The sequence below is a fragment of the Acidobacterium capsulatum ATCC 51196 genome (assembly GCF_000022565.1).
Classification (GTDB): Bacteria; Acidobacteriota; Terriglobia; order Terriglobales; family Acidobacteriaceae; genus Acidobacterium; species Acidobacterium capsulatum.
The window spans coordinates 465,569-488,372 of the sequence record NC_012483.1 but is presented as its reverse complement, the minus strand read 5'-3'; the positions used below and the strand labels follow the sequence as shown (position 1 = coordinate 488,372).

The following is a 22,804-nucleotide window of genomic DNA, read 5'->3' as shown; positions in this document are numbered from 1 at the left end:
GAATCCTGCGAATCTGCCCGCATTATTCCACCAGGGTTGACTCCAGGATATTCAGCTTTGAAGTCAGCTTGAAAGGACAACCCATCATGCCCCACATTGCGCTTCCTGAAGGACTACCAGGAATTCGCGGCGCTTTGGCATTTCGTCCCGCCACCGCAAAACCGCTGAACGAACTGGCTGAGGTTCTGCTCTTCGGGCCGAACAGCCTGGCTCCGGGAGAACGGGAGCTGATCGCTACGTATGTATCTCATCTGAATGATTGCCACTTCTGCCAGAGCATTCATGGCGCAGTTGCTGCCGCTCATCTGGACGGAGACGAAGATCTTGTGAAGCGGGTGAAAGCGGACTTTCAACACGCGGCCATCTCGCAAAAGCTGAAGGCGCTGCTGTTAATTGCGAGCAAGGTACAGCGGGGAGGCAAGCATGTGACCCGGGCAGACGTGGAGCATGCTCGGACCCTCGGCGCGACGGATACGGAGATTCACGACACGGTGCTGATCGCGGCCGCCTTCTGTATGTACAACCGCTATGTGGACGGGCTGGGAACCACGCAGCCTCTGGACGAAGCCATGTATCGCGAGCGAGGCAAGATGGTGGCTCAGAAGGGATACGTGGAGGGAAGCAAAGATTATCTGCCGGCGGAAGCCGCCGCTCACTGAGGAGAACTGAATGCCACACATTGCCTTGCCAGAAGGGCTGCCCGGAATCAGCGCGGGATTTGCCTTTCGCCCCGAGACCGCGAAACCCATGCGAGAGCTTGCGCATCTTCTGCTGCATGAGCCCAACAGCCTCACGCCCGGCGAACGGGAACTGATTGCGACTTATGTGTCTACCCGGAATGACTGCTACTTCTGCCAAACCAGTCATGGCGCGGCGGCCGCTTGTCACCTTGGCGGCAATGAGATTGTGGAGCAGGTGAAGACAGATCCACAGAGCGCGCCGGTCACGCCCAAGCTGAAGGCGCTGCTGGCGATTGCAGGCAAGGTGCAACAGGGTGGCAAGCAGGTTACGGCCGGGGACATCGCCGCGGCGCGGGCCGAAGGAGCCACTGACATGGAGATCCACGATACCGTTCTGATTGCCGCGGCCTTTTGCATGTATAACCGCTACGTGGATGGGCTCGGCACCTGGCAGCCTCGGGAGGAGTCCATGTACATGGGGATGGGCCGTCAGCTCGCCGAGCATGGTTATTTGAAATCCTCGCGATAACTCCGCACGCGCTCAGCGCCAGAGCCAGCGGCCACGCCATCTCTGGCGCGTTCCCTCCTGAGATCTCTTCACCGCCAGGGCACACTCGAGGGCCGCAGCCGGTGCGAATGTGCCCTGGCCGTGAGCCCGGCCCTCCAACTCAATACTCCACCTAAGGATGGATGAGAATCTCCATCTGCCGATGCAAGACATCTCTTTGGCATTCCAAATACTGTTCCTCCGAGCAACTCCCAGGCAAATTTCTCCCACGATCCTGCAGAGATGCCGCTGACTGGTATTCCCCACCAGAACTTTTTTGATTTTGGAGCCTTTGACGATGTGGCACATTTTTTGGCGCACACACGGACCCGTGTCCTCAGCGTGCATGGTGCAGCACGAGCCTGGTTCTGACCGCAGTGCCGTACTTCGCGGAAAAACCCGCAAGAGCATAAAGCTGGTCTGGCATCTCCTGGCGTTGCTACTGATTCCCTCTCTCAGCCTCTCTGCCCAGCAGATCACCGGAAATATCCGTGGAACAGTGAAGGACCCGAGCGGCGCGGTGGTGCGCGAAGCCACGGTGACCGTACGCCAGACCGAGACAGGTCTCACGCGCAAGACCATCAGCGATCGCAATGGCAACTACGTTCTGCTGGAGCTGCCGGTGGGCCACTACCGGCTGGAGGTTGCGGCGAGGGGTTTCCGGCTCTATGTGCAGAATGGCATTACGCTCAACGTGAACGAGACGGCTTCCATCTCGCCGCGCCTGGTCGTCGGATCGGAGCAGCAGCAGGTGGTGGTGCGGGCGAATGCAAAGCTGATTGAGCCCACCGTCACCGCCCTGGGCAAAGTGGTCGGAGAGCGCGAACTCACCGATCTGCCGCTGAATGGGCGCAACTTCTCACAGCTCGGGCTTTTGCAACCAGGCGTGGTTCCCCTTACGCCCGGCATTGCCGAAGCCGGCGGCTCGCTGCGCAGCGGACAGGCTTACGCCGTGAACGGCCAGCGCCCTGAGTCGAACAACTTCCTCATCGACGGCGCGAATAACTTCAATGGCGTAGATGGAGGATTCATTCTGAAGCCACCCGTCGATGCGATTGCCGAATTTCGCATTCTCACGCTCAACGCGAATGCCGAATTCGGGGGCGCGCTGGGCTCGACGACGAACATCATCACGCGCTCGGGCACCAACCATATCCACGGTACGGTGTGGGAGTTCCTGCGCAACGATGCCGTCGATGCTAACAACTATTTCGCCCAGGTGAAGGAGCCACTGAAGCAAAACCAGTTTGGTGCAACCATGGGCGGTCCGATCCGGAAGAACAAGACCTTCTATTTCGGGTACTACGAGGGCTTCCGCAACCGGCAGGGCGAGACCGCGCTGACCACCGTGCCGTCTGTGCCGGAGCGTAGCGGCGACTTCTCCCAGCTTTGCCCCGAGGGCTTCACTGCCGGCTTCTGCAACAATCCGTCGCACCAGCTCTTCAACGTTTTCGCGAACGCTCCCTACCCGAACAATCAGGTTCCCAGCAACCAGATCAACCCCATCTCCAAAAACCTGTTGAGCTTCTTCCCTCTTCCCAACGCGGGGACGAATCTCTTTTCCACCACGCAGACTCTGAGCAATAACAGCAACCAGTTCGGCATCAAGGTGGATCACTATCTCAATCCGCGCGACACGCTCAATTTTCGCTACATGTTCAACCAGCTCTCGCAGGTCGATCCCCTCTCGCCGGGCGGGGCTAGCGTTCCGGGCTTTCCCGTGGGCGAAGATCAGCGCGCGCAGAACTTTGTCGCGCAGGAGACACACACCTTCTCGCCGAACCTGGTCGCCGTCGCGCGATTCTCTTTCCTGCGTAACAAGTTCCTCTTTGGCGAGCATGAAAACCACCAGGCACCTTCCACTCTTGGTTTTCAGTACACGCCCAGCCTCGATGTTGCCGTGGGGCCGCCGTTTATCCAGGTGAACGGCTATTCGACGGTCGGCGACCCAATCACCGGGCCGCGCAACACGTACGAAGATGTTTTTGACTACTCCGGATCGCTGACCTGGGTGCATGGCAGGCATCAGTTCAAGTTTGGCGGTGGCTACCAGCATCAGGGCATCAATGTGCTGCAAGGCATTGCCACCAACGGATTCTTCGTCTTCTCGCCATTTCCGGTGACCGATGCGTTTGCCAGCTTTCTCACCGGGCAACCGGTTGTTTTCCTGCAGGGAATCGGCAATTTCTCGCGGGGCATCCGAGGCATGAGCGCGAATGCCTACGTGCAGGACACCTATAAAGTCTCCTCACGGCTCACAATCAATGCCGGACTCCGCTACGATCTGCCCAAGCCCTACACCGAGATTCACAACCGGCTCTCGTTATTTGAGCCGGGAAGAAAGTCAGTGGTCATGCCCAATGCGCCGGCGGGGTTGCTTTATCCTGGCGATCCAGGGGTGCCCGCGGGTCTGATTCCCGCCGATACCAAGGCCTTTGCACCGCGCTTTGGCATCGCCTGGGATCCGGACGGCAAGGGCCAGTGGCTGGTGACGGCGGCTTACGGCATCTTCTATGAGCCCTACTACACGGGCGAGGGCGGCCCTTTGCAGGCGCCGCTCAGTGCGCCTCCTTTCCTGGGAACGCCGCAGGTGAGCCTGCCGAACTTCGCCAATCCCTTCCAGGGCCATCCGCCGGCACCGGGAACCTTTTCCACGCCGCTCACCAACCTGACCCTGTCGCCGAACCTGACGTTGCCCTACACGCAGGACTGGGACATGAACCTGCAACGATCCCTCGGCTCCAACTGGCTCTTTGAGATCGGATACGTCGGCACCAAAGGTACACATCTGCCGCGCTTCATCGAAGCCAATCCGGCTGTCTTTGTTCCCGGCACCGTCAACGGGCAGCCTATCTCCAACTCGAGCAACGCTGATCAGCGGCGGCTCTACTCCGGCTGCACGCTGGCCGATGCACCCAGCAGTTGCAAATTCTCGTCCACCGGCGAGATCGCGGGCATTGCCAACTCCTCCTACAATGCGCTTGAAGCCTCTCTGCGCAAGCGCTTCAGCCACGGGATGGCATTTCTGCTGTCGTACACCTGGTCGAAGACGATCGATGACGTTTCGTCCCTCAACATCAGCGGTTCGGCGGCCAAGCCGGTGGCCGGCGAAAATGACCTGGCACAAGATCCGTTCAATCTGGCAGCCGAACGCGGCCGTTCTCTCTTCGACGCGCGCAATCGTTTTGTGGCCAGTTATGAATGGGCGCTTCCCTTCTGGAACGACGAGGCCACCTGGTATCACGATGTCGTTGGCGGATGGCAACTGGATGGCATTGCCACGCTGATGAGCGGCACTCCGTTCACCGTCTTCGACTCAAATGACGTCGCCGCCCAGGGCACTGCGCCGGAGATCACCGGATTCTCCGCGCAGCGGCCCGATCTGGTCGGCAACCCCAACCCTGGACCGCGAACGGTGAATGCGTGGCTCAACGCAAGCGCGTTTCACAGGCTCGATCCGGTAGCCAACGCGGGCCAGTTTGGCACTGAAGGCCGCAACGTCAATCAAGGCCCCGGCTATGCGGACTGGGACTTTGCAGCATTGAAGAATTTCAACGTGGCAAGGTCGATGCAGCTTCAATTTCGAGCGGAGATGTTCAATATCCTGAACCGCACAAACTTCCGATTCCCGGACTGCGACATTAGTTCGCCGACCTTTAACCATATCCTGGCGGCCGAGGCTCCGCGTCAGGTGCAGTTTGCGCTGAAGTTTATGTATTAGCGCGCCAGTCTCCAGCGTCGCGGACGGTGAGAAGCCAACACCGCCCGCGACGCATAGCCTTCACTCACGCCAGAAGCAGGGATGGATGACTTCAGAATTCGCAACCAACTCGCCGCAACAGGAAACGCAACAGCAGCATCGGGCCGTTCCGTCCTCCAGCAACTTACCTCTCGTCGAGGAGGACTCGGCCTCGGAAGAAGTGCGCGCGCTGTTCGGCAAGTACCGCGAAACGTTTGGCCGCAACGATCTGCCGGGCATCGTGCTCTGCTTTGCCACGCACGCGCCCATGCTGCGCGGCATGCTTGAGATTGCCGAGGGCCTGCTCTTCGTCGATACGCACCTGACGCGAAGACAGAAGGAGATGATCGCCACCTTTGTTTCCGTGCAAAATGCATGCCCATACTGTGCCGACAGTCACAGCTACCTGTTTCGCGCAGAGGGTGGATCAACCGAGCTGCTCTGCGCCCTGCGTAAAGCAGAAACTGATTCGCCGCAGTTCACTCCTGCTGAACAGGAGTTGTTGCGGCTCTGCTCCCGAGTGAATGGCGACTCGCACTCCGTAAGACCCGCCGACATGGAGCGCGCCCGAAAGGCCGGATGGAATGAAGCGCAGATCGCTGAGGCCGTGCACATCACCGCACTCTTCGCGGCATTTAACCGCATCGCCAATGCCTTCGGGCTCTCCTCTCCCTACCCCAACGGACTGGAAGGTCAGCCATGAGCCAACCCACCCATCCGCGCCGGCCTCGGCGCGGCACATGGAAGCCAAAGCCGGAGACCACGGCGCTGCTGCGCGTCTCCGGCAATCCCATCAATGGCCTCGGCGAGACCGCTGCGCGCCGGCCCTCCCCATTCTTCTGGCATTCGCCCGATCAGCATCCGTGGGGCGATCTTCAGATTGTGGCGCGCCAGAGTTCCCGCAGTTGCCCGGGCTCTACGGAAGCCTTTCAGGCAGCTTACAACTATCCCGAACTGCAGCCGGTCGCCCCTGTGCGCAACCCCCGCACTGCCGAAGAATTGAGTCAACAGGTGAGCCGTTTTGCGCTCTCCCACGAAGCTGACGATATAGGCATCGCTCGTATGGACCCTCTCTACGTCTTCGAGGGCTATACCGTCGAGCATCCATGGGTGATCATTCTGGCGCTGGCTCACGATTACGAGCGCCTGCGCGAAGTGCCCTCCGACGAAACCAACGGTGTGGGCGTCTGCGATGTTGGCGATCAATACGCGCGCGGCACACGGTCCTCTTACGCGCTGGCGAACTGGATTCGCTCCCAGGGATACCATGCCGATCCTTACCCGGGTCCCTCTGCCGGGGCGCTGCTGCTCATTCCGCCGGCCATCGCCGCGGGCCTTGGCGAGCTCGGCAAGCACGGATCGATGATCAGCCCGCGCTTTGGGTCGGGCGTGCGCCTGGCTGGTGTCTCCACGGATATGCCACTCGTCCCCACCGAGCCGCGGCGCTTTGGAGCCGATGAGTTCTGCGCCACCTGTCAGATATGCACGCATGCCTGCCCGCCTGGAGCCATCACACCGCAGAAGCAGATGGTGCGCGGCGTCGAGCGCTGGTATGTGGACTTCGACAAGTGCATCCCCTTCTTCGCCGAGGCGGCCTCCTGCGGCATCTGCATTGCCGAGTGCCCCTGGACGCGGCCCTCCGTGCGGCCCAAGCTGCTCCAGACCATGGCGCAAAGGACAGGCCAGAAATGAATCTGATGCTCATGCAGCGCTCCGAAGAAGACGCGCGCCGCTATGCTGGCTGGGGAGTTCTCACAGCCGCTTTCACTGGCGTGATGGTGAGCTTCGCCCCGATTGTTCCCTATACCTTCAGCCTTTTTCTCAATCCGCTCCATGCCGCCTTCGGATGGAAGCGGGAGGCCATGGGCGGAGCCTTTGCTCTTGCCGCGATCACGGTCGCCGTGGTCTCGCCGGCCATTGGCCTTCTGCTCGACCGCTTCCCTCCCCGCCGCATCATCCTTCCGGCTATCTTTGTCTTCGCCCTCGCGCTTGCTTCTCTCAGCCGGTTGACTGCTCACATCTGGCAGTTCTACTTCACGTTTTTCATCCTTGGCCTCGCGGCCAATGGAACAGCTCAGTTTGCCTACACCCGAACGGTGCTCACATGGTTCTCAAAGCATCGCGGACTGGCGCTGGCACTGCTGCTCACCGGCAGCGGCATCGGTTCCATCGTGATTCCGCCGCTGACGGAGTGGGTGATTCAGCATCATGGCTGGCGCGACGCCTGGCTGATGCTGGGCGGCATTGCGCTTTTGGGCTTGCCGCTCACGGCAATGCTGGTGCGCAACAAGCCAGAGACGCCACGAGCGCGGGCCCATGCGCCAGCCACGGGCATGAGTGTTGCTGGAGCGCTTCGTACCGCGGCGTTCTGGATCCTCGCTGTCATCACCATCCTCTCGGCCTTCAGCGAGAACGGACTGGTCACCAACCTCGCCGCCATTCTCACGCAGCATGGCGTCATCGCGACGAGCGCGGCTCTCGCGCTCTCTCTGCGTGGAGGAGCCGGAATCGTCGGCCGGCTATTCATCGGCTTTGCCATCGATCGCGTTTCGCCGCAGCGCATCCAGACCTTTGTGCTGGCGCTTGCCGCGGCAGGCACGCTCATCCTGGCCTTCGCCGGCACTGGAGCGGTTTCCTGGATCGGCGCAGCGGTGCTCGGCGTCGGCCTGGGCAGTGAGGCTGATGTGATGCCCTACCTGCTGGCCCGCTATTTTGGGCGGCGGCACTTCTCGGTTCTCTACGGACTCACCTGGACGGCCTATGCCATCGGCGGCGCTACCGGCCCACTCTGGATCGGGCATATGTATGATGTCGCCGGGGGACTCTACCGGCCCCGCTTCATCGTCTACCTCGCGGTCGTTGCCTTCGCCGCTGTGATCCTGAGCCTTTTTCTGCCGGCCCACAAAGATGTTGGGGAGATCGATGCGCAAATATCAGTAGCTGCAGGCGCAGGTTCCGCCGGCCGGCGGCCCTGAACCCGCACAGACCTATCTCGCCGTTCAGGACAGGCTTCAGGAAACCGTTATTGTCGCTGCGGATGTTTGCAGTTGCGCTTCCGCCGCGCCACAGAAGCGGGTGATCTTGCTTGCAATCACAACAGGCTCGCGGAAAGAAAATGCCCGCCATCAAGCGCAATAGGTTCGGAATCATGAACGTAACAACCGACTTAGTGCATTTGATCCAGCTTCAGATTGATTGCAAGAACATTCACGCGTGGTTCTCCCAGAAGCCCGAATTGTCTTGCTGTAGTCTGCTCGGCAATTAGCTTACGAACCGCCGCCAGCGGCAGGTGCCGAGCCTTTGCGATGCGGGGCGCCTGATAGTAGGCGGCTGCAGGCGTAATGTCAGGGTCGAGACCAGAGGCAGAGGCAGTCACGAGATCAACCGGGACTTTCGTTGCGCCTACCTGCTCAGCAGCCGCGCGTTGTTCCACCTGCTGAATGAGCGCGTGATTCGTCGGCGCAAGATTCGAGCCGCCGGACGATTCGGCATCGTATCCGTTGCCAGCGGCAGAAGGACGGCTATGGAAGTAGCCAGCTCCACTGAACGTCTGGCCGATCAGTTTTGAACCGATCACTTGACCGTTGCGCACAATGAGACTTCCGTTGGCCTGCCTTGGGAATATCCATTGAGCGAGCCCTGTCATGATGAGCGGATAGCCCAGGCCCAGAAACACGGCAGAGATGATCGTGTACAGCACGGCGGTACGGAGGTGATTCATAGGATCCTCAAAGCGGTGATGGCGAGATCGATGAGCTTGATGCCGATGAACGGCACGATCACGCCGCCCACCCCGTAGATAAGCAGGTTGCGCTGCAGCAACGCTGCAGCCGAAACGGGACGATATTTGACGCCGCGCAGCGCCAGCGGAATCAGCGCAACAATGATGATGGCGTTGAAGATGACCGCCGAGAGCACCGCCGATTGAGGCGAATGCAGGCGCATGATATTGAGCGCCGCCAGCACTGGAAAGGCCCCGGCGAACATGGCGGGGAGAATCGCGAAGTACTTCGCGATGTCGTTGGCGATGGAGAACGTGGTCAGAGCCCCGCGAGTCATCAGCAGTTGTTTGCCGATGGCAACAATCTCAATCAGTTTGGTGGGGTTGGAGTCGAGATCGATCATGTTGCCCGCCTCCTTGGCCGCTTGCGTGCCGCTGCTCATGGCCACGCCCACGTCCGCCTGCGCGAGCGCCGGGGCGTCGTTGGTGCCGTCCCCGGTCATGGCCACCAGTTTGCCCTCGGCCTGCTCGCGCCGGATCAGATCCATCTTGTCCTTGGGACGAGCCTCGGCGAGAAAGTCATCAACGCCGGCCTCGCGGGCAATGGCGGCGGCGGTGAGCGGGTTGTCGCCCGTGATCATGATAGTGCGGATGCCCATGGCGCGGAGTTGCTGAAAGCGCTCGCGCATACCTCCCTTCACAATGTCTTTGAGGTAGATGACGCCCAGCGCGTGACCGTTCTCGGCCACCACCAGAGGAGTGCCTCCACTGCGCGCAACCCGGTCAACCGCCTGCCGCACCTCAGTCGGCATACCGTTGCCATGCTCCTTGAGGTGCTGCACGATGGCGTCGACAGCACCTTTGCGGATAAAGCGTCCATCGAGATTGACGCCGGACATGCGCGTGGTCGCGCTAAAGGGGACGAACTCGGCGTTCTGGTAGGCGAGATCACGGCCACGGAGCCCATAGCGTTCCTTGGCCAGCACCACGATCGAGCGGCCCTCGGGAGTTTCGTCAGAGAGTGAGGAGAGTTGCGCGGCATCGGCGAGCCGCTCGGCCGAGATGGCAGGCGCGGGGATGAACTCGGCGGCTTGCCGGTTTCCGATGGTGATGGTTCCGGTCTTGTCGAGCAGCAGCGTGTCAACGTCGCCAGCCGCCTCGACGGCGCGGCCCGAAGTCGCCAGCACGTTGTGCTGCACCAGGCGGTCCATGCCCGCGATGCCGATGGCCGAGAGCAGGCCGCCAATGGTGGTGGGAATGAGGCATACCAGCAGAGAAACCAGTACAAAGACCGACTGCGGAGCACCGGAGTAGATGGCAAAGGGCTGCAGCGTGACAGTGGCAAGCAGAAAGATGATCGTGAGCCCAGCCAGCAGGATGTTCAGGGCGATTTCGTTGGGCGTCTTCTGCCGTTGCGTTCCTTCGACCAGCGCGATCATACGATCAAGAAACGTCTCGCCGGGATTGGAGGTAATCCGCACGATGATTTCATCGCTGAGCACACGTGTGCCGCCGGTCACGGCTGACATATCGCCGCCGGCCTCGCGAATGACTGGCGCGGATTCGCCCGTGATGGCCGATTCGTCGACCGACGCGATGCCTTCGATCACCTCGCCGTCCCCAGGAATCACCTGGCCTGCGGATACGCGGACGCGATCATCGGCGCGCAGATGCGAGCTCATCACTTCTTCTATGCCAGAGCTGGTGAGCCGAAAGGCTGTGGTCTCCGCCTTGGCCTTGCGAAGCGCATCCGCCTGCGCCTTGCCCCGCCCCTCAGCCATCGCCTCGGCAAAGTTGGCAAACAGCACGGTAAACCAGAGCCAGAGCGTGACCTGAAGGTCAAAAGAGAAATGGCCGTGAGCATGCCCCTTGGGAGTGAACAGCAGCACCGTCGTGAGAATGCTGCCCACTTCCACGACAAACATGACAGGGTTGCGCACCATGCGCGCGGGATTCAGTTTCAGCAACGCGTCGAGTGCGGCGCGGCGCGCGATTGGGCCGTTCAGTAAAGCGCGGTCCTTTTTTGCAGGACGGGATTCGTGACTCATCTTGCTCCTGATTAAAAGGTGCGGCCTGCTTGTAACAGCAGGTGTTCAAGAATGGGGCCAAGGCTCAGCGCGGGAAGAAACGTAAGCGCGCCGACCACAATAATCACGCTGGTCAGAAGCACCGTGAAGAGTGGTGTGGTGACCGGGAACGTGCCCAGTGTCTCGGGAACATTCTTCTTTTGCGCAAGATTGCCTGCCAACGCAAGCATGGGAACAATCATCAGAAAGCGCCCGATAAACATGGCGAATCCGAGCGACAGGTTGTACCAGGAAGTGTTGGCGTTGAGGCCCGCGAAGGCCGAGCCGTTGTTGCCCGTAGCCGAGCTGTACGCATAGAGGATCTGTGTGAGTCCGTGAGGGCCAGGATTGCTGATGCTGGGCAACCCTAAATGTGGCGTAAGCACTGCGACCGCCGAGAAGCCCAGGATGATCAGCGGGAAAATCAGAAGATACAGCATCGCCATTTGTACGTCATAGGCCTGTATCTTGTTGCCCAGATATTCGGGCGTGCGGCCCACCATGAGACCGGCGATGAAAACCGCGACGATCACAAAGACCAGCATGCCGTAGAGTCCCGCGCCCACGCCACCGAAGACGATCTCACCTAGCATGATGTTCGTCAGCGGCACCATACCGCCCAACGGCATAAACGAGTCATGCATGGCATTGACAGCTCCACAGCTGGCATCTGTGGTGACCGTGGCAAAGAGCGCTGAGTCGGCAATGCCGAAACGTACTTCCTTGCCTTCCATGTTGCCGCCTGCCTGCAGCGCGGTGGCCTGCTGATTGACTCCGTGGAAAAGCGGATTCGGCTGTGCCTCGGCCCAGTAACACGTGGCAACACCGGCAAACCAGAGGATCAACATCGCCCCCAGCACCGCCCAGCCATGCCGGGGCGAGCCGGTCATCTGCCCCAGTGTTACCGTGAGCCCTGCGGGAATGAGAAAGATGGAAATCATCTCGAGCATGTTGCTCAATGGCGTCGGATTCTCAAATGGATGTGAACTGTTTGCATTGAAGAATCCACCGCCATTCGTGCCAAGCATCTTGATCGCTTCCTGCGAAGCGACTGGCCCCTGCGCAATGGTTTGCGTCGAATCAGTTGTCGTGACCGTTTTCCCGTTCACGGTCTGCGTTTGCGACTGTGGCTGTACGACATGGGCGACCGTGTAGGACTTCAGATTTTGGATCACGCCCTGTGACGTCAACACCAACGCAAATACTACGCAGATAGGCAGCAGCACCCAGAGGATGGCGCGCGTCATGTCCACCCAGAAATTGCCCAGGGTCTTCATCTCTTTACGCGCAATGCCGCGGATAAAAGCAATTGCAAGCGCGATGCCCACGGCTGCTGACCAGAAGTTGTGAGTGGCCAGCCCAACCATCTGCGTGAGATAGCTCATGGTGCTTTCGGGCGTGTAGGCCTGCCAATTTGTGTTGGTGGTAAAGGAAATCGCCGTGTTCCACGCAAGCTGAGCAGGCACCCCTCCGAGGTGCTGCGGATTGAGCGGCAGAAACTGCTGCACGCGCTCGATGAGGTAGGTGAGCAGCATGGTCGCGGCGCTGAAGATCAACATCGAAGCGCAATAGGCCGTCCAGTGCATTTCCTCTTCGGCCTTGACTGCGGTCAGACGGTAAAGCAACTTCTCTACCGGCACCAGCACCGGATCGAGCCACGTGTGCCGTCTCTCGAAGACGGCCGCCATGTATACGCCGAGAGGCTTTGCGCCAAGCAGAACCGCGGCTATGAAAATGCCAATCTGAAGCCAGCCATTCACTGTCATTAGAATTTCTCCGGCCAGAGCAGAGTGATGACCAGATAGATCATCAAGCCCGTAGCAAGCACCAGCAGAACCAGGTTTTCAAGCATCTCAACCCCTCTTCTTCGCCAGCTTGTCGCAGGCGCGCGTATACAGCAGCCCGAGCGCAAAGCAACCAATGGTGAATCCAACCGCTAAAACATCCCACATCGTCGTGAATCCCCTTTCAGTGCATCACTGTGCTGGCTAAAAAATCAGCGAAAGCCGCATAAGAAAAACATAAGCAGCGCGTGTCATCGGCAAAGCGGCATTGCCACGCTCCCATGGAATCCTTCAAACACACCGCACACGTTAATGGCAGTAATGGCAATAGTCTTTGACGTAGCGCTTCCGCGTCGCTGGAAGTTACTCCTTCTACTGAGCGCTCTGTTGCAATTGCGAGATTCGGCGCCGTGCTGCCTGGAGCCCGGCATGCCATCACGAGCGGGAGAGTGGGCGAGATACATCCTGAATGATGCGGAATTTCCCTAAGCAGAAACACTGAACCTCCGGGACACGGTCGGAGCGAGGAGCGCCAGCACGATAGCGGACGAGCGCATTACTCCCACGGATTCCGATCTCTCTTCGAGCGCCTGCGCTGCCCATCGCGCACAAAGCCGACCAGGCAGATCAGCAGAAAACTGATCGTGACCGCCCCGATAATCAGAATCCACACACGCGACATGATTTGAGCCTTTGCCCCTCCTCATGAAAACCGAGGGCGCGCTAAGGAATCAGTAATCACGGCGTAAAAATCTCGTAAGGATGAAGGAAGAGTGAATTCTGCCGCTACTGGGCCACCGGCACAAAGCGATAGCCGATCCAGGGTTCCGTCTGGATATATTGCGGTGTGCCAGGACCGCGCTCAATTTTTTTGCGCAATTGTCCGACGAGGACGCGCAGGCTCTCCTGCTGGTCGATGCCGGCCGGTCCCCAGATGGCCTTGAGCAATGTCTTGTGGGTGAGCACCCGCTCGGGGTTGCGCGCAAATTGCAGCAGAAGATCAAACTCCTTGGGCGTAAGGCGAATCTCTTCGCCGCGCAGCCGCACGATATGGCGCTCCGTGTTGATCTCAAAGTCGCCAGCGGTGATGAAGGGCCGCGCGTAATCAACCTCGGACTCGCGTTCGGACGCACGCCGCAGTTGCACGCGCACGCGCGCCAGGAGTTCCTGAATGGCGAACGGCTTGGTGATGTAGTCGTCGGCTCCCTCATCGAGGGCGCGAATCTTTTCCCGCTCCTGATTGCGAACGGAGACGACGATGACCGGGGTGGAGGCGCGTTGCCGAATCTCGCGTGTCAGGGCGACGCCGTCCATCTCCGGCATGGCAAGATCGGTGATGACGAGTGCCGGATTCACCTCCAGATATACCTGCAATGCTTCTGCACCGTTCGATGCGGTAAAGATCTCGTAATCGTTACTCTGCAGTGCAGCGCGCAGCACGCGCACAATTTGCGGTTCGTCATCGACCACCAGAATTCTCAACGGCGCTTCTCCCGTTCCGCGGCAGCGGGTTCCCGTACAATCCTATCCGTGAACAGGACGTTTGCCATCACGGGATATCGCATGCTGCTCGCCGGCGTTGGGCTGGCGGTCATTGTCGAACTCTGCCGGCTGCTGGCGCATAGCAGTCCGACCACGGTGGCGCTCACCCTGCTGCTCTACATTCTAGTGCTGGCTGCGCGCTGGGGACTGCGCTATGCCGTTGTAGCATCCATTGCGGCGGCAGCCTGCTTCAACTTCTTTTTTCTGCCGCCGGTTGGCACTTTTACGATTGCCGATACGCAAAACTGGGTGGCGCTGTTTGCCTTCCTGGGCAGCGCGATTGTCGCCAGCCACCTGTCAAGCCGCATTCAGCAGGAGGCGCGCCAGGCGAAGGAGCGTGAGCGAGAGCTGGGCATGCTCTTTGAGCTCAGCCGGTCGCTGCTGCAGACCGATAAGGTCGCCGAACTTCTGGAGGCTATTCCCGAATGCATAGCCTCAGCCACGGGGACGCCGGCCGTTCTTCTCTATGTGGAACGCGGCGCGCAAATGTTTCACACGCAGGATGCGGCGGTTGCAGACCTCCAAGGCCTGGATGTGCGGGCGGCCGTACATCTGACGGAGGTACGCGTGGCCGGCAGCAGCGGCTGGACAATTCTGCCGGTGCGCAGCGGCATCCGGCCGCGCGGCGTTCTGGTGATGCGCGGCATCTCGGCCTCGCGAGAAACACTGGAATCGCTGGCGAGGCTGGTCTCAATCGGGATCGATCGTGCTGAGGCTCTCGAAGACGCCGCGCGCAGCGAGGCTGCCAAGGAAAGCGAACGGCTGCGCATGGTGCTGCTGGACTCCATCACGCATGAGCTGCGGACTCCCCTCACCGCCATTAAGGCTTCGGCCACCGCGCTGCTCTCAGGCGGCAACATCAGTCCGGAGAATCGCAAGGATATGCTTGTTGTGATCGATGAGGAGAGCGACCGGCTCAACCGTCTGATCGCGCAGGCCACGCAGATGGGACAGCTTGAGGCGAGCAGCATGCGGATGGAGTTCGCCGCCTGCCGGGTGGAGGATTTGATAGCAGACGCGGTGCGGTCTTCGACCTTCTCGCTGGCCGGCCACCCATTGGAGTCGTCCATCGCGCACGACTGCCCACCGGTGCTGGCTGACGCCATTTGGATCGAGCGTGCCATCGCCAATCTGCTACTCAATGCGGCCAAGTATTCGCCCCCAGGCAGCCCAATCCAAATAGTCGCGGCTCGCTGTGACAATCATGTATCCATATCGATTACAGATGATGGGCCAGGCATTGACCCGGAGGAAAAAGAAATGCTGTTTGAGCGCTTTTACCGCGGTCAGCGCTTCCGCGGCCGCATCTCCGGCACCGGCCTGGGACTGGCAATTTGCCGAGCCGTAGTCACTGCCCACCGCGGCAGTATCGATGTCCAGAATCTGGCAGGAAGGGGCGCGAGGTTTACTGTCACCCTGCCTGTTTCATGACCCTAATCCAAAAGAAACCCTCGCGTTGAAAATGCACGTCAATGAGCACGCATTTGGCGAACCCGGGTCATGTCGTGTCGAATTATTACGGGCTGTGGATGATTGGAAGTAACGGCCTCCTGCAAACCGCGACCGGGCAACTCGTGATCTAGGGAGTCGCGATTTTCCTACACCTCTGAGGGCTTGCTGTCATCCCATCTCCGCAAGCCGCAACAATCCGCTCACAAGCAGTTTTCCAGAAACCTCTTTCATTCCCTGTTTCGCACCGTATACTATGGCGCGATAACCTGCGGCACAAAGAGAGGGACCGTTTCGGCAGCGATGGCCAAGACAAAAAAAGAGAATTCACTGCCGGAGCAACCCGTTACGCTCAAGTCGCTGGCCGCCTATCTCAAGCTGAACCCAGCGACTATATCGGTAGTTTTGAATGATGTTCCCGGGCGCTCCATTCCGGAGCCCACGCGCGAGCGCATTCGCGAAGCGGCGCGCAAATTCAAGTATCAGCCGAGTTTCGTCGCCCGCTCATTGCGCAACCGCCGCACCATGACCATCGGCATTCTGGTGCCGGTGCTGGCCGAGGGCTATCACACCGAGGTGATGAGCGGCATTGGCGATTATCTGCTTGAGCAGGAGTACTTCTATTTCATCGCGCATCACCGTCATCGGCCTGATTTGATTGAGCAGTATCCGCGCATGCTGCTGGGCCGTGGCGCCGAAGGCATCATCGCCATTGACACGCACCTGGAGCATGATCTGCCCGTGCCCGCCGTGGCCGTGGCCGGGCACCGCACGATGCCCGGCATCACGAATGTGGTGCTCGATCATCATCGCGCGGCTGAGCTGGCGCTCAAGCATCTCTATCAGCTCGGTCACCGCGAGATAGCCTTCATGCGCGGGCAGCCATACAGCTCCGACTCGGGCATTCGCTGGGAGAGCACCATGGCGGTGGCGGCCAAACTGGGCCTGCAGATTCGCCCCGAACTGACTGTGCAACTCGATCAGGACATCAGCTCTCCTGAGCTGGGTTATCCTCCGGTCCGCAAGCTGCTTAGCCAAGGGCGGCCTTTTACGGCACTGCTCTCGTTCAATGACATGGCCGCCATCGGCGCCATGCGCGCGCTGCATGACGCGGGGTTTCGCGTGCCAGACGATGTTTCCGTGGTGGGCTTTGATGATGTCGAGCATGCGGCATTTCATACGCCCAGCCTGACGACCATCCGTCAGCCGCTGCATGACATGGGCAAGCTGGCGGCCAAGACGCTTCTTGATCAAATCAAGACCGGCAAGATGCCTCCACCGCAAATAGCCGTCAAACCACAATTGATGGCTCGTGAATCGACAGGTCCGGCGCAGGGGCCGGAACCGGTTTCCACGCGAAAGAAAGCCAGGCCTGCCTCGCCTGTTGTCTAATTCCCTCGTGACGTTTGCTACGAAATATCAGCTTCGGCCCTCGATTATTCTGCTCTATCTCGGATTTCTGGTCACCGGCGCCCTGACCGTGCTGCTGGGCGTGGTTCTGCCCAAGGTGGCAGCGGTCTGGCATCTCACCGACACCCAGTCGGGCACGCTGCTCATGACACTATTTGCGGGCAGTTCGCTCGGCGCGCTCTTTGTCCGGAAGCATTTTCAGCGCACGCTTACCTATGGCTACCTGCTAGTTCCAGCTTCGGGCCTGCTCTGGATGGCAGCCCCGCGACTACTAGCGGTGCCTGCCATCTTCTTGTATGGGGTAGGCCTGGGAATGGCGATGACCTCTACCAGCATGCTGGTAGGCCGTCTCTTCCCTCAGAAGCGAGGAGCGGCGCTGTCATTTCTGAACTTCTGCTGGAGCATCGGCTCCACGCTCTGCCCGCTGCTGATTGCGCGCGCTCCCAATCATCTTTCGCCAGCCGCATTGGGGGTGGCCGTGGCGGTCACGGCTCTTCCCTTCGCGGCGCTGCCGCTGCTGGGTGGCCTGCAGGCGAAAACCCAGCCGTCCACGCCGGGACGGGGGCTGGATCGATCCTTTCGCACGCTGGCTCTGTTCGCGATTGCCGGCTTTATTTATGTGGGTATAGAAAGCGCCGTGGGCGGATGGCTCACCACCTTTGCGCTGCGCACGGTGGCCTGGAGCTATGCCCGCAGCAGCCTGACGGCTGCCTGCTTCTGGGGCGCTGTTCTGGCCGGGCGTGGCCTTACCCCTCTGGTACTGGAGGGCATCCGCGAAGTGAAGCTCTTCCGCCTGGCGGTGCTGGCCCTGATGGCCGGGCTAGGCATGCTGGTGGCCGCGCACTCGGCCTGGCTGCTGCTGGCGGGGACCGTTTTGACCGGTCTGGCGCTCGCGCCCATCTTTCCGCTGGTGCTCTCGCTCTTCATGGCGCGGGCCGGGGAGTCAAAGCATACGGGATGGGTCTTCATGCTCTCAGGCTTTGGCGGCGCCGTGATGCCCTGGATGACAGGGGTTTTATCCACGGGCACCCACTCGCTCCGGATCGGCCTTCTGGTGCCGTTTGCCGCGTCGCTGGTGCTGCTGGCGATGATGCTGTGGTTCGGGCTGACGCAGGCCCCGGCTGCCCGCGAGGCAGCAGAGATGGCGGCCTCGTAAGCAGGCCGGCCTAGAGCTTTTGCGGGCAAGGCCCGAAGCGGCGCAACAGCTCCTCGACTTCCGCGGGATTCTTGTTGTCCCAGGTAGACTCGCCGCCCGTCTGCACGCCGGCGCTGGTCTCGGTCTCGGTGTACACCCAACTGGCTACGCGATCTTCCGGCTCGGCGGCCCAGTCATTGCCTTTGCCCTGCACCCGGGTTGATCCACGCTCCCATCCGCGTGGCGTCAGGTGCCATTCAGTCCACTCTTTGCGCACTGCCATACAGGTAGTGTAACGGCGCGGGCGAGGTTGTGTGAGAGACCCTGGGCACGAAGGGCGGCGGGAGGCGCACAATGGTCTTATGATCCTTGAGACCTTCCCTGTCGGCATGCTGCAGTGCAATTGCACCCTGATTGGCGATGAGACCTCGCACGAGGCGATGGTGATTGATCCGGGCGACAACATTCCGCAGATTCTTGCCCGGCTCAAGGCCCACGGGCTCGTGCTGAAACAAATTGTGGTGACGCACGCGCACATTGACCACGTGGGCGGCGCGCTCGCGCTCAAACGCGCGACCGGGGCTCCCATTTTGCTCAACGCGAACGACCTGCCGCTGTTGAAGATGATGGACGTGCAGGCGGGCTGGCTCGGCATTGAGCCGCCTGAGGTGGCACCGCCCGATGCCTCGGCAGAACATGGAATGATTGTTGGCCTGGCCGCGCATCCGGCCGAGGTACTGCATACGCCGGGCCATACGCCGGGCAGCATCTGCCTGCTCTTTAAGAAAGATAACCTGCTGCTGGCGGGCGATACGCTCTTTGCCGGATCGATCGGTAGAACCGACTTGCCCGGCGGGGATTCGGAACAGATTCTGCGCTCTATTCACGACCGCCTGCTGCCACTGCCCGATGATCTCAGGGTAGTTCCCGGGCACGGACCCGTGACGACGATCGGCGAGGAGCGGGAGAGCAATCCATTCCTGCGTTAAAGCAGCACTTGAACCGGGCTCAACTCTCGCAAAATCATGCGAATAGGTGATTGTTCTTAACTTGCTGCTTTAGCGGAATCAAGAAGTGCAACAGAACATTAAATGCCAGAGTTCAAGTCATTGATTATTTTGCAGATAGTCTTGATTCCGTACTGAAAAGTCTCCAAAGGAATCAACAGGCTCAGGACGAGCCAGCCGGAGCCGGAGAATCCAAAGAAGTGACCGGGATGGGCGTAGACTCCAGCCTGCTGGAGAAGCCGAACCGCGAGGTCTTCGTCGCTTTCGAGGGCCGGCACACGGAGCACCGCGTACCAGCCAGCTTCGACTGCGAGCCGGGAGACCAGGGACTGGCTGGCCAGGACGGCGTCCAGCGCGTCGAGGTTGGCCTGGGTGCGGTCGCGGACCTGCTGCTGGATCGCCTGCCGGTGAGAAAGCCAGCGAGGTAGCGCATGCTGGATGGGGGCGTTCATCGACAGAAAAGTGTCGGCGATGACTTCGAGGCGGTGGAGAGCTTCCTGAACTTCCCTTTCGGGGCCGCAGGCGGCGATCCAGGCGGCTTTCATTTGCGGCAGGGCGGCGATCTTGCTGAGACCGCTCAAGACGAAGGTCAGCACCGGATGCTCCCCGGCCGCTAAGCTGGCATGCATGGGGGCGGACGCGAGCGGGTAATCGAGAAAAACTTCATCGACGATGAGAGCGAGGCCGTGGGCGGCGCAGATGCGTTCCAGGGCGGCCCGGTCGGCTGGCGAGGTGAAGTGCCCGGTCGGATTATTGGGATGGACGAGCGCGATGGCCCGGGTGCGCGGGGTGATGCGCTCCTCAAGACTCTGCAGATCCATCTGCCAGCCGTGGTCGTAGAAGAGTGGGAAAGAGGTCAGACGCACGTCATCGATCTGAGCCAGAAACTCAAAGAGCGGATAGCTGGGCTGGGCCAGCAACACCTCGTCGCCGGGATTGCAGAGCAGGCGAAAGAGAAAGCTGTAAGCCTCGCTGGTGCTGGTGGTGAGCACGAGCTGCTCCGGCTGCAGCGTAGCCGCCGCATCGGCGTAGTAGGCGCAGACGGCCTGCCGGGCGACGAGCATGCCGCGCGGGTCCGGGTCATAGGCCAGCGCGCCGGGGGCGGCGAGCGGAGACAGAATCGCCTCCGGATCATAGTCAAAGCCAGCCTGGGTGGGATTGGAGACGGTGAGGTCATAGACGGGCAGGCCGGCGCGGCGGCGTTCCTGGAGCGCGCGGCTGGAGGGGGATTCGCTGAGGTCCCAGGCAGTTCGGCTGGCGAAGGAGACGGGCATACCTTCCATTTTGCCCTGAGCATTTTGCGCCGGGGGTGCAACTTGTTGATTCCTCGTCTTCCATTTCCCACAGCGCGCCGGGCCGTGCGCCGTCATAATGGAAGCAGGAAGTATCCCCGACCCAGGAGTGTGCATGCCGATTCGCGGTGTCATTTTCGACTATGGAATGGTGCTGAGCACCGCGCAGGACCCGGCGGCCCATACGCGGCTGCGCGAAATTACGGGATTGGAGCGCGCCGCGTTTGAGGAGCACTACTGGCGGCACCGGCACCAGTATGACCTCGGCAACCTGAACGGCGTGGCTTACTGGCGGAAGATTGCCTCCGATGCCGGGCTGAGCTTCACGGCCGAGCAACTGGAAGAGCTGGTGGAGAATGATGTGTTGATGTGGGCCTCACTCAATGAAGAGATGCTGGCCTGGGCTGCGGCCCTGCAGGACCGGGGCATGCGCACGGCGATTCTCTCAAACATGGGCGAGGAGCTGTTGCGCTACATGCGGCAGGAGTTCGCGTGGCTGAAGCACTTTACCCATCACACGTGGTCTTGCGAGCTGCAGATTGCCAAACCCGACCCGGCGATCTACACGTGGACGTGCGAGAAGATGAGCGTGGCTCCGGACGAAGCATTATTTATCGACGACAAGCCGGAGAATGTGAAGGCCGCGGCGGAAGTGGGGCTGCACGCCATTCAGTTCCGGAACGTGGCGCAGTTGCGGCACGAGCTGGAGACGCGCGACCTGCTGGCGGGCTGGCCTCTGCCGGGCGACCCTCCTGAGCCTACCGACGGTCAGGAGCGGGTGACGGCCGACGGCTTGCCGGGCACGGATAGCTGTTCGACGATCTCCACATCGAAGCCTTGAAGCGCGGGCACGTGGGTGGGGGTGTTCGAGAGCAGACGTATCTTGCGGATGCCTAAATCGGCGAGAATCTGGCCTCCCAGACCAACCTGGCGCAGGATGCGCTGATGGCGGTCGCTGTTCCCTTCCGGATGGCTCTCGCGCATTCGGCGCTCGGTGTGGAAGAGGATGCGCGGCACTTCGGCGCGGCGGTCGATGTCAAATCCCCGGCTGGTGTTGTGCAGGTAAAGGAGCGCGCCGCGGCCCGCCTGGGCGATGATGCGCAGCGATTCCTGCAGGATGGAGTGGCAGTCGCAGACGGGCGAGCCGAAGACGTCTCCCGCCAGGCAATGCGAGTGGACGCGAACCAGTACGGGCTCATGGCCGGCATCCGCGCCTGAGCCGAGATCGCCCATCACCAAAGCGAGATGGCTTTCTCCGCCGCCGACTTCACTCTCATAAGCAATCATTTTGAATTCGCCATGGGCTGTGGGCAGCGTGCCCTCGGCGACGCGATAGATATAGCGCTCGTTCTGCAGGCGGTAGCGGATCAGCTCGGCGACGGTGAGCATCTTGAGGCCGTGCTGCTGGCAGAACGGGATGAGGTCGGGGACGCGGGCCATGCTGCCGTCGTCTTTCATGATTTCGCAGATAACCCCGGCGGGAATGAGGCCGGCCATGCGGGCGAGATCGACCGAGGCCTCGGTTTGCCCGGCGCGGACCAGCACGCCGCCCTTGCGCGCGCGCAGCGGGAAGACGTGACCGGGACGGGCGAGGTCATGCGCCGTGGAGCCGGGATGAATGGCCACCTTAATGGTGTGGGCGCGGTCATGCGCGGAGATGCCGGTGGTGACGCCCTCGCGCGCCTCGATGCTCTCAGTGAAGGCGGTGCCGAACTTGGAGGAGTTCTGCTGCACCATGGGGTTGAGGCGCAGGTAGTCGGCGCGCTCCTCGGTGAGGGTGAGGCAGATGAGGCCGCGGCCGTGGCGGGCCATGAAGTTGATGGCCTCGGGGGTGACGAACTCGGCGGCGAGGGTGAGGTCGCCCTCGTTTTCGCGGTCCTCGTCATCGACGACGACGATCATTCGCCCGGCGCGGAATTCGGCCAGGGCTCCGGGGACATCGGTGAAGGGTGACTCGGCTTGCATGACTTCTTAGTTTCGCACGGAACGGGGGAGTGGATGGGCGGCGGCGGGAGGCGGCCTGTAAGCGGCTGGGGGACAGTGAGTTAGCGCAGGGCCATGCGGAAATGTGAATCGGAATTCGCATTTTAGAGGGGAAAATGGCTGAAAACCTGACCTATATTGCTCTTTCTTAAGCCACTTGCGGAATATGTGAATGTAAATTCACTTTTTTCCATTTTATTTTTGCAGGACTCGAAGGCGCATGTTCCTCAGGGTTAACATGTTTATAATGAACAGGTTATATCTTCATGGAGAATGTGATTCCGGATTCACATTTCAAAAAAGCGAGGGATCGGCAGATCGAGCATCCCGCCCCATTTTTATGGTATCGCGTAGGGGATGAATTTCCGGCAAGCGGGGGATGCGAAAGGCCCGGTTGCGGGATGCAGCCGGGCCCTGGTTTCGCCGGTGAGCTGTTGAGTTTGACCTGA

The 22,804-nt window shown here is 60.7% G+C and carries 19 protein-coding genes; 11 read left to right on the top strand and 8 right to left on the bottom strand.

What is annotated here, in order from left to right; genetic code table 11:
* Nucleotides 1–86: 86 nt before the first annotated feature.
* The 6 genes from ACP_RS02140 to ACP_RS02115 all read left to right on the top strand — a co-directional run bounded on the left by ACP_RS02140 (nucleotide 87) and on the right by ACP_RS02115 (nucleotide 7,941).
* A complete protein-coding gene (locus ACP_RS02140) occupies nucleotides 87–659 on the top strand; it encodes a carboxymuconolactone decarboxylase family protein (protein ID WP_012680833.1) in 573 nt (190 codons plus the stop codon).
* A gap of 10 nt (nucleotides 660–669) precedes the next feature.
* On the top strand, nucleotides 670–1,209 hold the full coding sequence (locus ACP_RS02135; RefSeq protein WP_012680832.1) for a carboxymuconolactone decarboxylase family protein: 540 nt from the start codon (nucleotides 670–672) through the stop codon (nucleotides 1,207–1,209).
* Nucleotides 1,210–1,573: 364 nt separating this feature from the next.
* A complete protein-coding gene (locus ACP_RS02130) occupies nucleotides 1,574–4,948 on the top strand; it encodes a TonB-dependent receptor (RefSeq protein ID WP_012680829.1) in 3,375 nt (1,124 codons plus the stop codon).
* Between the two features lie 85 nt (nucleotides 4,949–5,033).
* Entirely contained in the window at nucleotides 5,034–5,669 is a 636-nt protein-coding gene (locus ACP_RS02125) for a carboxymuconolactone decarboxylase family protein (RefSeq protein ID WP_012680828.1), read from the top strand.
* Complete coding sequence (locus tag ACP_RS02120) at nucleotides 5,666–6,658, top strand: 4Fe-4S dicluster domain-containing protein (protein WP_012680827.1); 993 nt, start codon at nucleotides 5,666–5,668, stop codon at nucleotides 6,656–6,658. The genes ACP_RS02125 and ACP_RS02120 overlap by 4 nt, the downstream gene beginning before the upstream one ends.
* Nucleotides 6,655–7,941 (top strand): MFS transporter, encoded by a 1,287-nt coding sequence (locus ACP_RS02115; RefSeq protein WP_148214987.1) that lies wholly within the window; start codon nucleotides 6,655–6,657, stop codon nucleotides 7,939–7,941. Before ACP_RS02120 ends, ACP_RS02115 begins: the two co-directional genes overlap by 4 nt.
* Nucleotides 7,942–8,132: 191 nt before the next feature.
* Here ACP_RS02115 and kdpC read toward each other — a convergent pair whose 3' ends face one another.
* From kdpC to ACP_RS02095, 5 genes are all read right to left on the bottom strand, one after another.
* Nucleotides 8,133–8,687: a potassium-transporting ATPase subunit KdpC gene (gene kdpC / locus ACP_RS02110; protein ID WP_012680825.1), complete on the bottom strand. Its 555-nt coding sequence runs from the start codon at nucleotides 8,685–8,687 to the stop codon at nucleotides 8,133–8,135.
* The gene (gene kdpB / locus ACP_RS02105; protein WP_012680824.1) at nucleotides 8,684–10,735 is read right to left on the bottom strand and encodes a potassium-transporting ATPase subunit KdpB; all 2,052 of its coding nucleotides are present in this window, start codon (nucleotides 10,733–10,735) and stop codon (nucleotides 8,684–8,686) included. Before kdpB ends, kdpC begins: the two co-directional genes overlap by 4 nt.
* A gap of 11 nt (nucleotides 10,736–10,746) precedes the next feature.
* Complete coding sequence (kdpA, locus tag ACP_RS02100) at nucleotides 10,747–12,519, bottom strand: potassium-transporting ATPase subunit KdpA (protein WP_012680823.1); 1,773 nt, start codon at nucleotides 12,517–12,519, stop codon at nucleotides 10,747–10,749.
* On the bottom strand, nucleotides 12,519–12,605 hold the full coding sequence (gene kdpF / locus ACP_RS18910) for a K(+)-transporting ATPase subunit F (protein WP_083770478.1): 87 nt from the start codon (nucleotides 12,603–12,605) through the stop codon (nucleotides 12,519–12,521). Before kdpF ends, kdpA begins: the two co-directional genes overlap by 1 nt.
* 718 nt (nucleotides 12,606–13,323) lie before the next feature.
* On the bottom strand, nucleotides 13,324–14,019 hold the full coding sequence (locus ACP_RS02095) for a response regulator transcription factor (protein WP_012680820.1): 696 nt from the start codon (nucleotides 14,017–14,019) through the stop codon (nucleotides 13,324–13,326).
* A 48-nt stretch (nucleotides 14,020–14,067) separates the two neighbouring features.
* Here ACP_RS02095 and ACP_RS02090 point away from each other — a divergent pair, with 48 nt between their 5' ends.
* The 3 genes from ACP_RS02090 to ACP_RS02080 all read left to right on the top strand — a co-directional run bounded on the left by ACP_RS02090 (nucleotide 14,068) and on the right by ACP_RS02080 (nucleotide 18,094).
* Nucleotides 14,068–15,510, top strand: a complete 1,443-nt coding sequence (locus ACP_RS02090) for a sensor histidine kinase (RefSeq protein WP_085947567.1) — start codon at nucleotides 14,068–14,070, stop codon at nucleotides 15,508–15,510.
* Between the two features lie 321 nt (nucleotides 15,511–15,831).
* Nucleotides 15,832–16,920 (top strand): LacI family DNA-binding transcriptional regulator, encoded by a 1,089-nt coding sequence (locus ACP_RS02085; protein ID WP_041839207.1) that lies wholly within the window; start codon nucleotides 15,832–15,834, stop codon nucleotides 16,918–16,920.
* Nucleotides 16,913–18,094, top strand: coding sequence for an MFS transporter (locus ACP_RS02080; protein WP_012680818.1), 1,182 nt, complete (start codon nucleotides 16,913–16,915; stop codon nucleotides 18,092–18,094). Before ACP_RS02085 ends, ACP_RS02080 begins: the two co-directional genes overlap by 8 nt.
* Before the next feature lie 10 nt (nucleotides 18,095–18,104).
* On the opposite strand, the gene ACP_RS02075 is transcribed toward ACP_RS02080, so the two are convergent.
* Nucleotides 18,105–18,356, bottom strand: coding sequence for a hypothetical protein (locus ACP_RS02075; RefSeq protein WP_041839205.1), 252 nt, complete (start codon nucleotides 18,354–18,356; stop codon nucleotides 18,105–18,107).
* 79 nt (nucleotides 18,357–18,435) lie between these two features.
* Between ACP_RS02075 and ACP_RS02070 the strand changes: the two genes are divergently transcribed.
* On the top strand, nucleotides 18,436–19,062 hold the full coding sequence (locus ACP_RS02070; RefSeq protein WP_012680817.1) for an MBL fold metallo-hydrolase: 627 nt from the start codon (nucleotides 18,436–18,438) through the stop codon (nucleotides 19,060–19,062).
* A 98-nt stretch (nucleotides 19,063–19,160) separates the two neighbouring features.
* Here the strand turns inward: ACP_RS02070 and ACP_RS02065 are convergent, their stop codons facing one another.
* Nucleotides 19,161–20,354 carry a pyridoxal phosphate-dependent aminotransferase gene (locus ACP_RS02065; protein WP_012680816.1) on the bottom strand — a complete coding sequence of 398 codons (1,194 nt, stop codon included), beginning with the start codon at nucleotides 20,352–20,354 and terminating at the stop codon, nucleotides 19,161–19,163.
* Nucleotides 20,355–20,487: 133 nt separating this feature from the next.
* Between ACP_RS02065 and ACP_RS02060 the strand changes: the two genes are divergently transcribed.
* The gene (locus tag ACP_RS02060) at nucleotides 20,488–21,213 is read left to right on the top strand and encodes an HAD family hydrolase (RefSeq protein WP_012680815.1); all 726 of its coding nucleotides are present in this window, start codon (nucleotides 20,488–20,490) and stop codon (nucleotides 21,211–21,213) included.
* Here ACP_RS02060 and ribB read toward each other — a convergent pair.
* Entirely contained in the window at nucleotides 21,141–22,337 is a 1,197-nt protein-coding gene (ribB, locus tag ACP_RS02055; RefSeq protein WP_012680814.1) for a 3,4-dihydroxy-2-butanone-4-phosphate synthase, read from the bottom strand. The two genes, ACP_RS02060 and ribB, sit on opposite strands and share 73 nt — an antisense overlap.
* Between the last annotated feature and the right edge of the window lie 467 nt (nucleotides 22,338–22,804).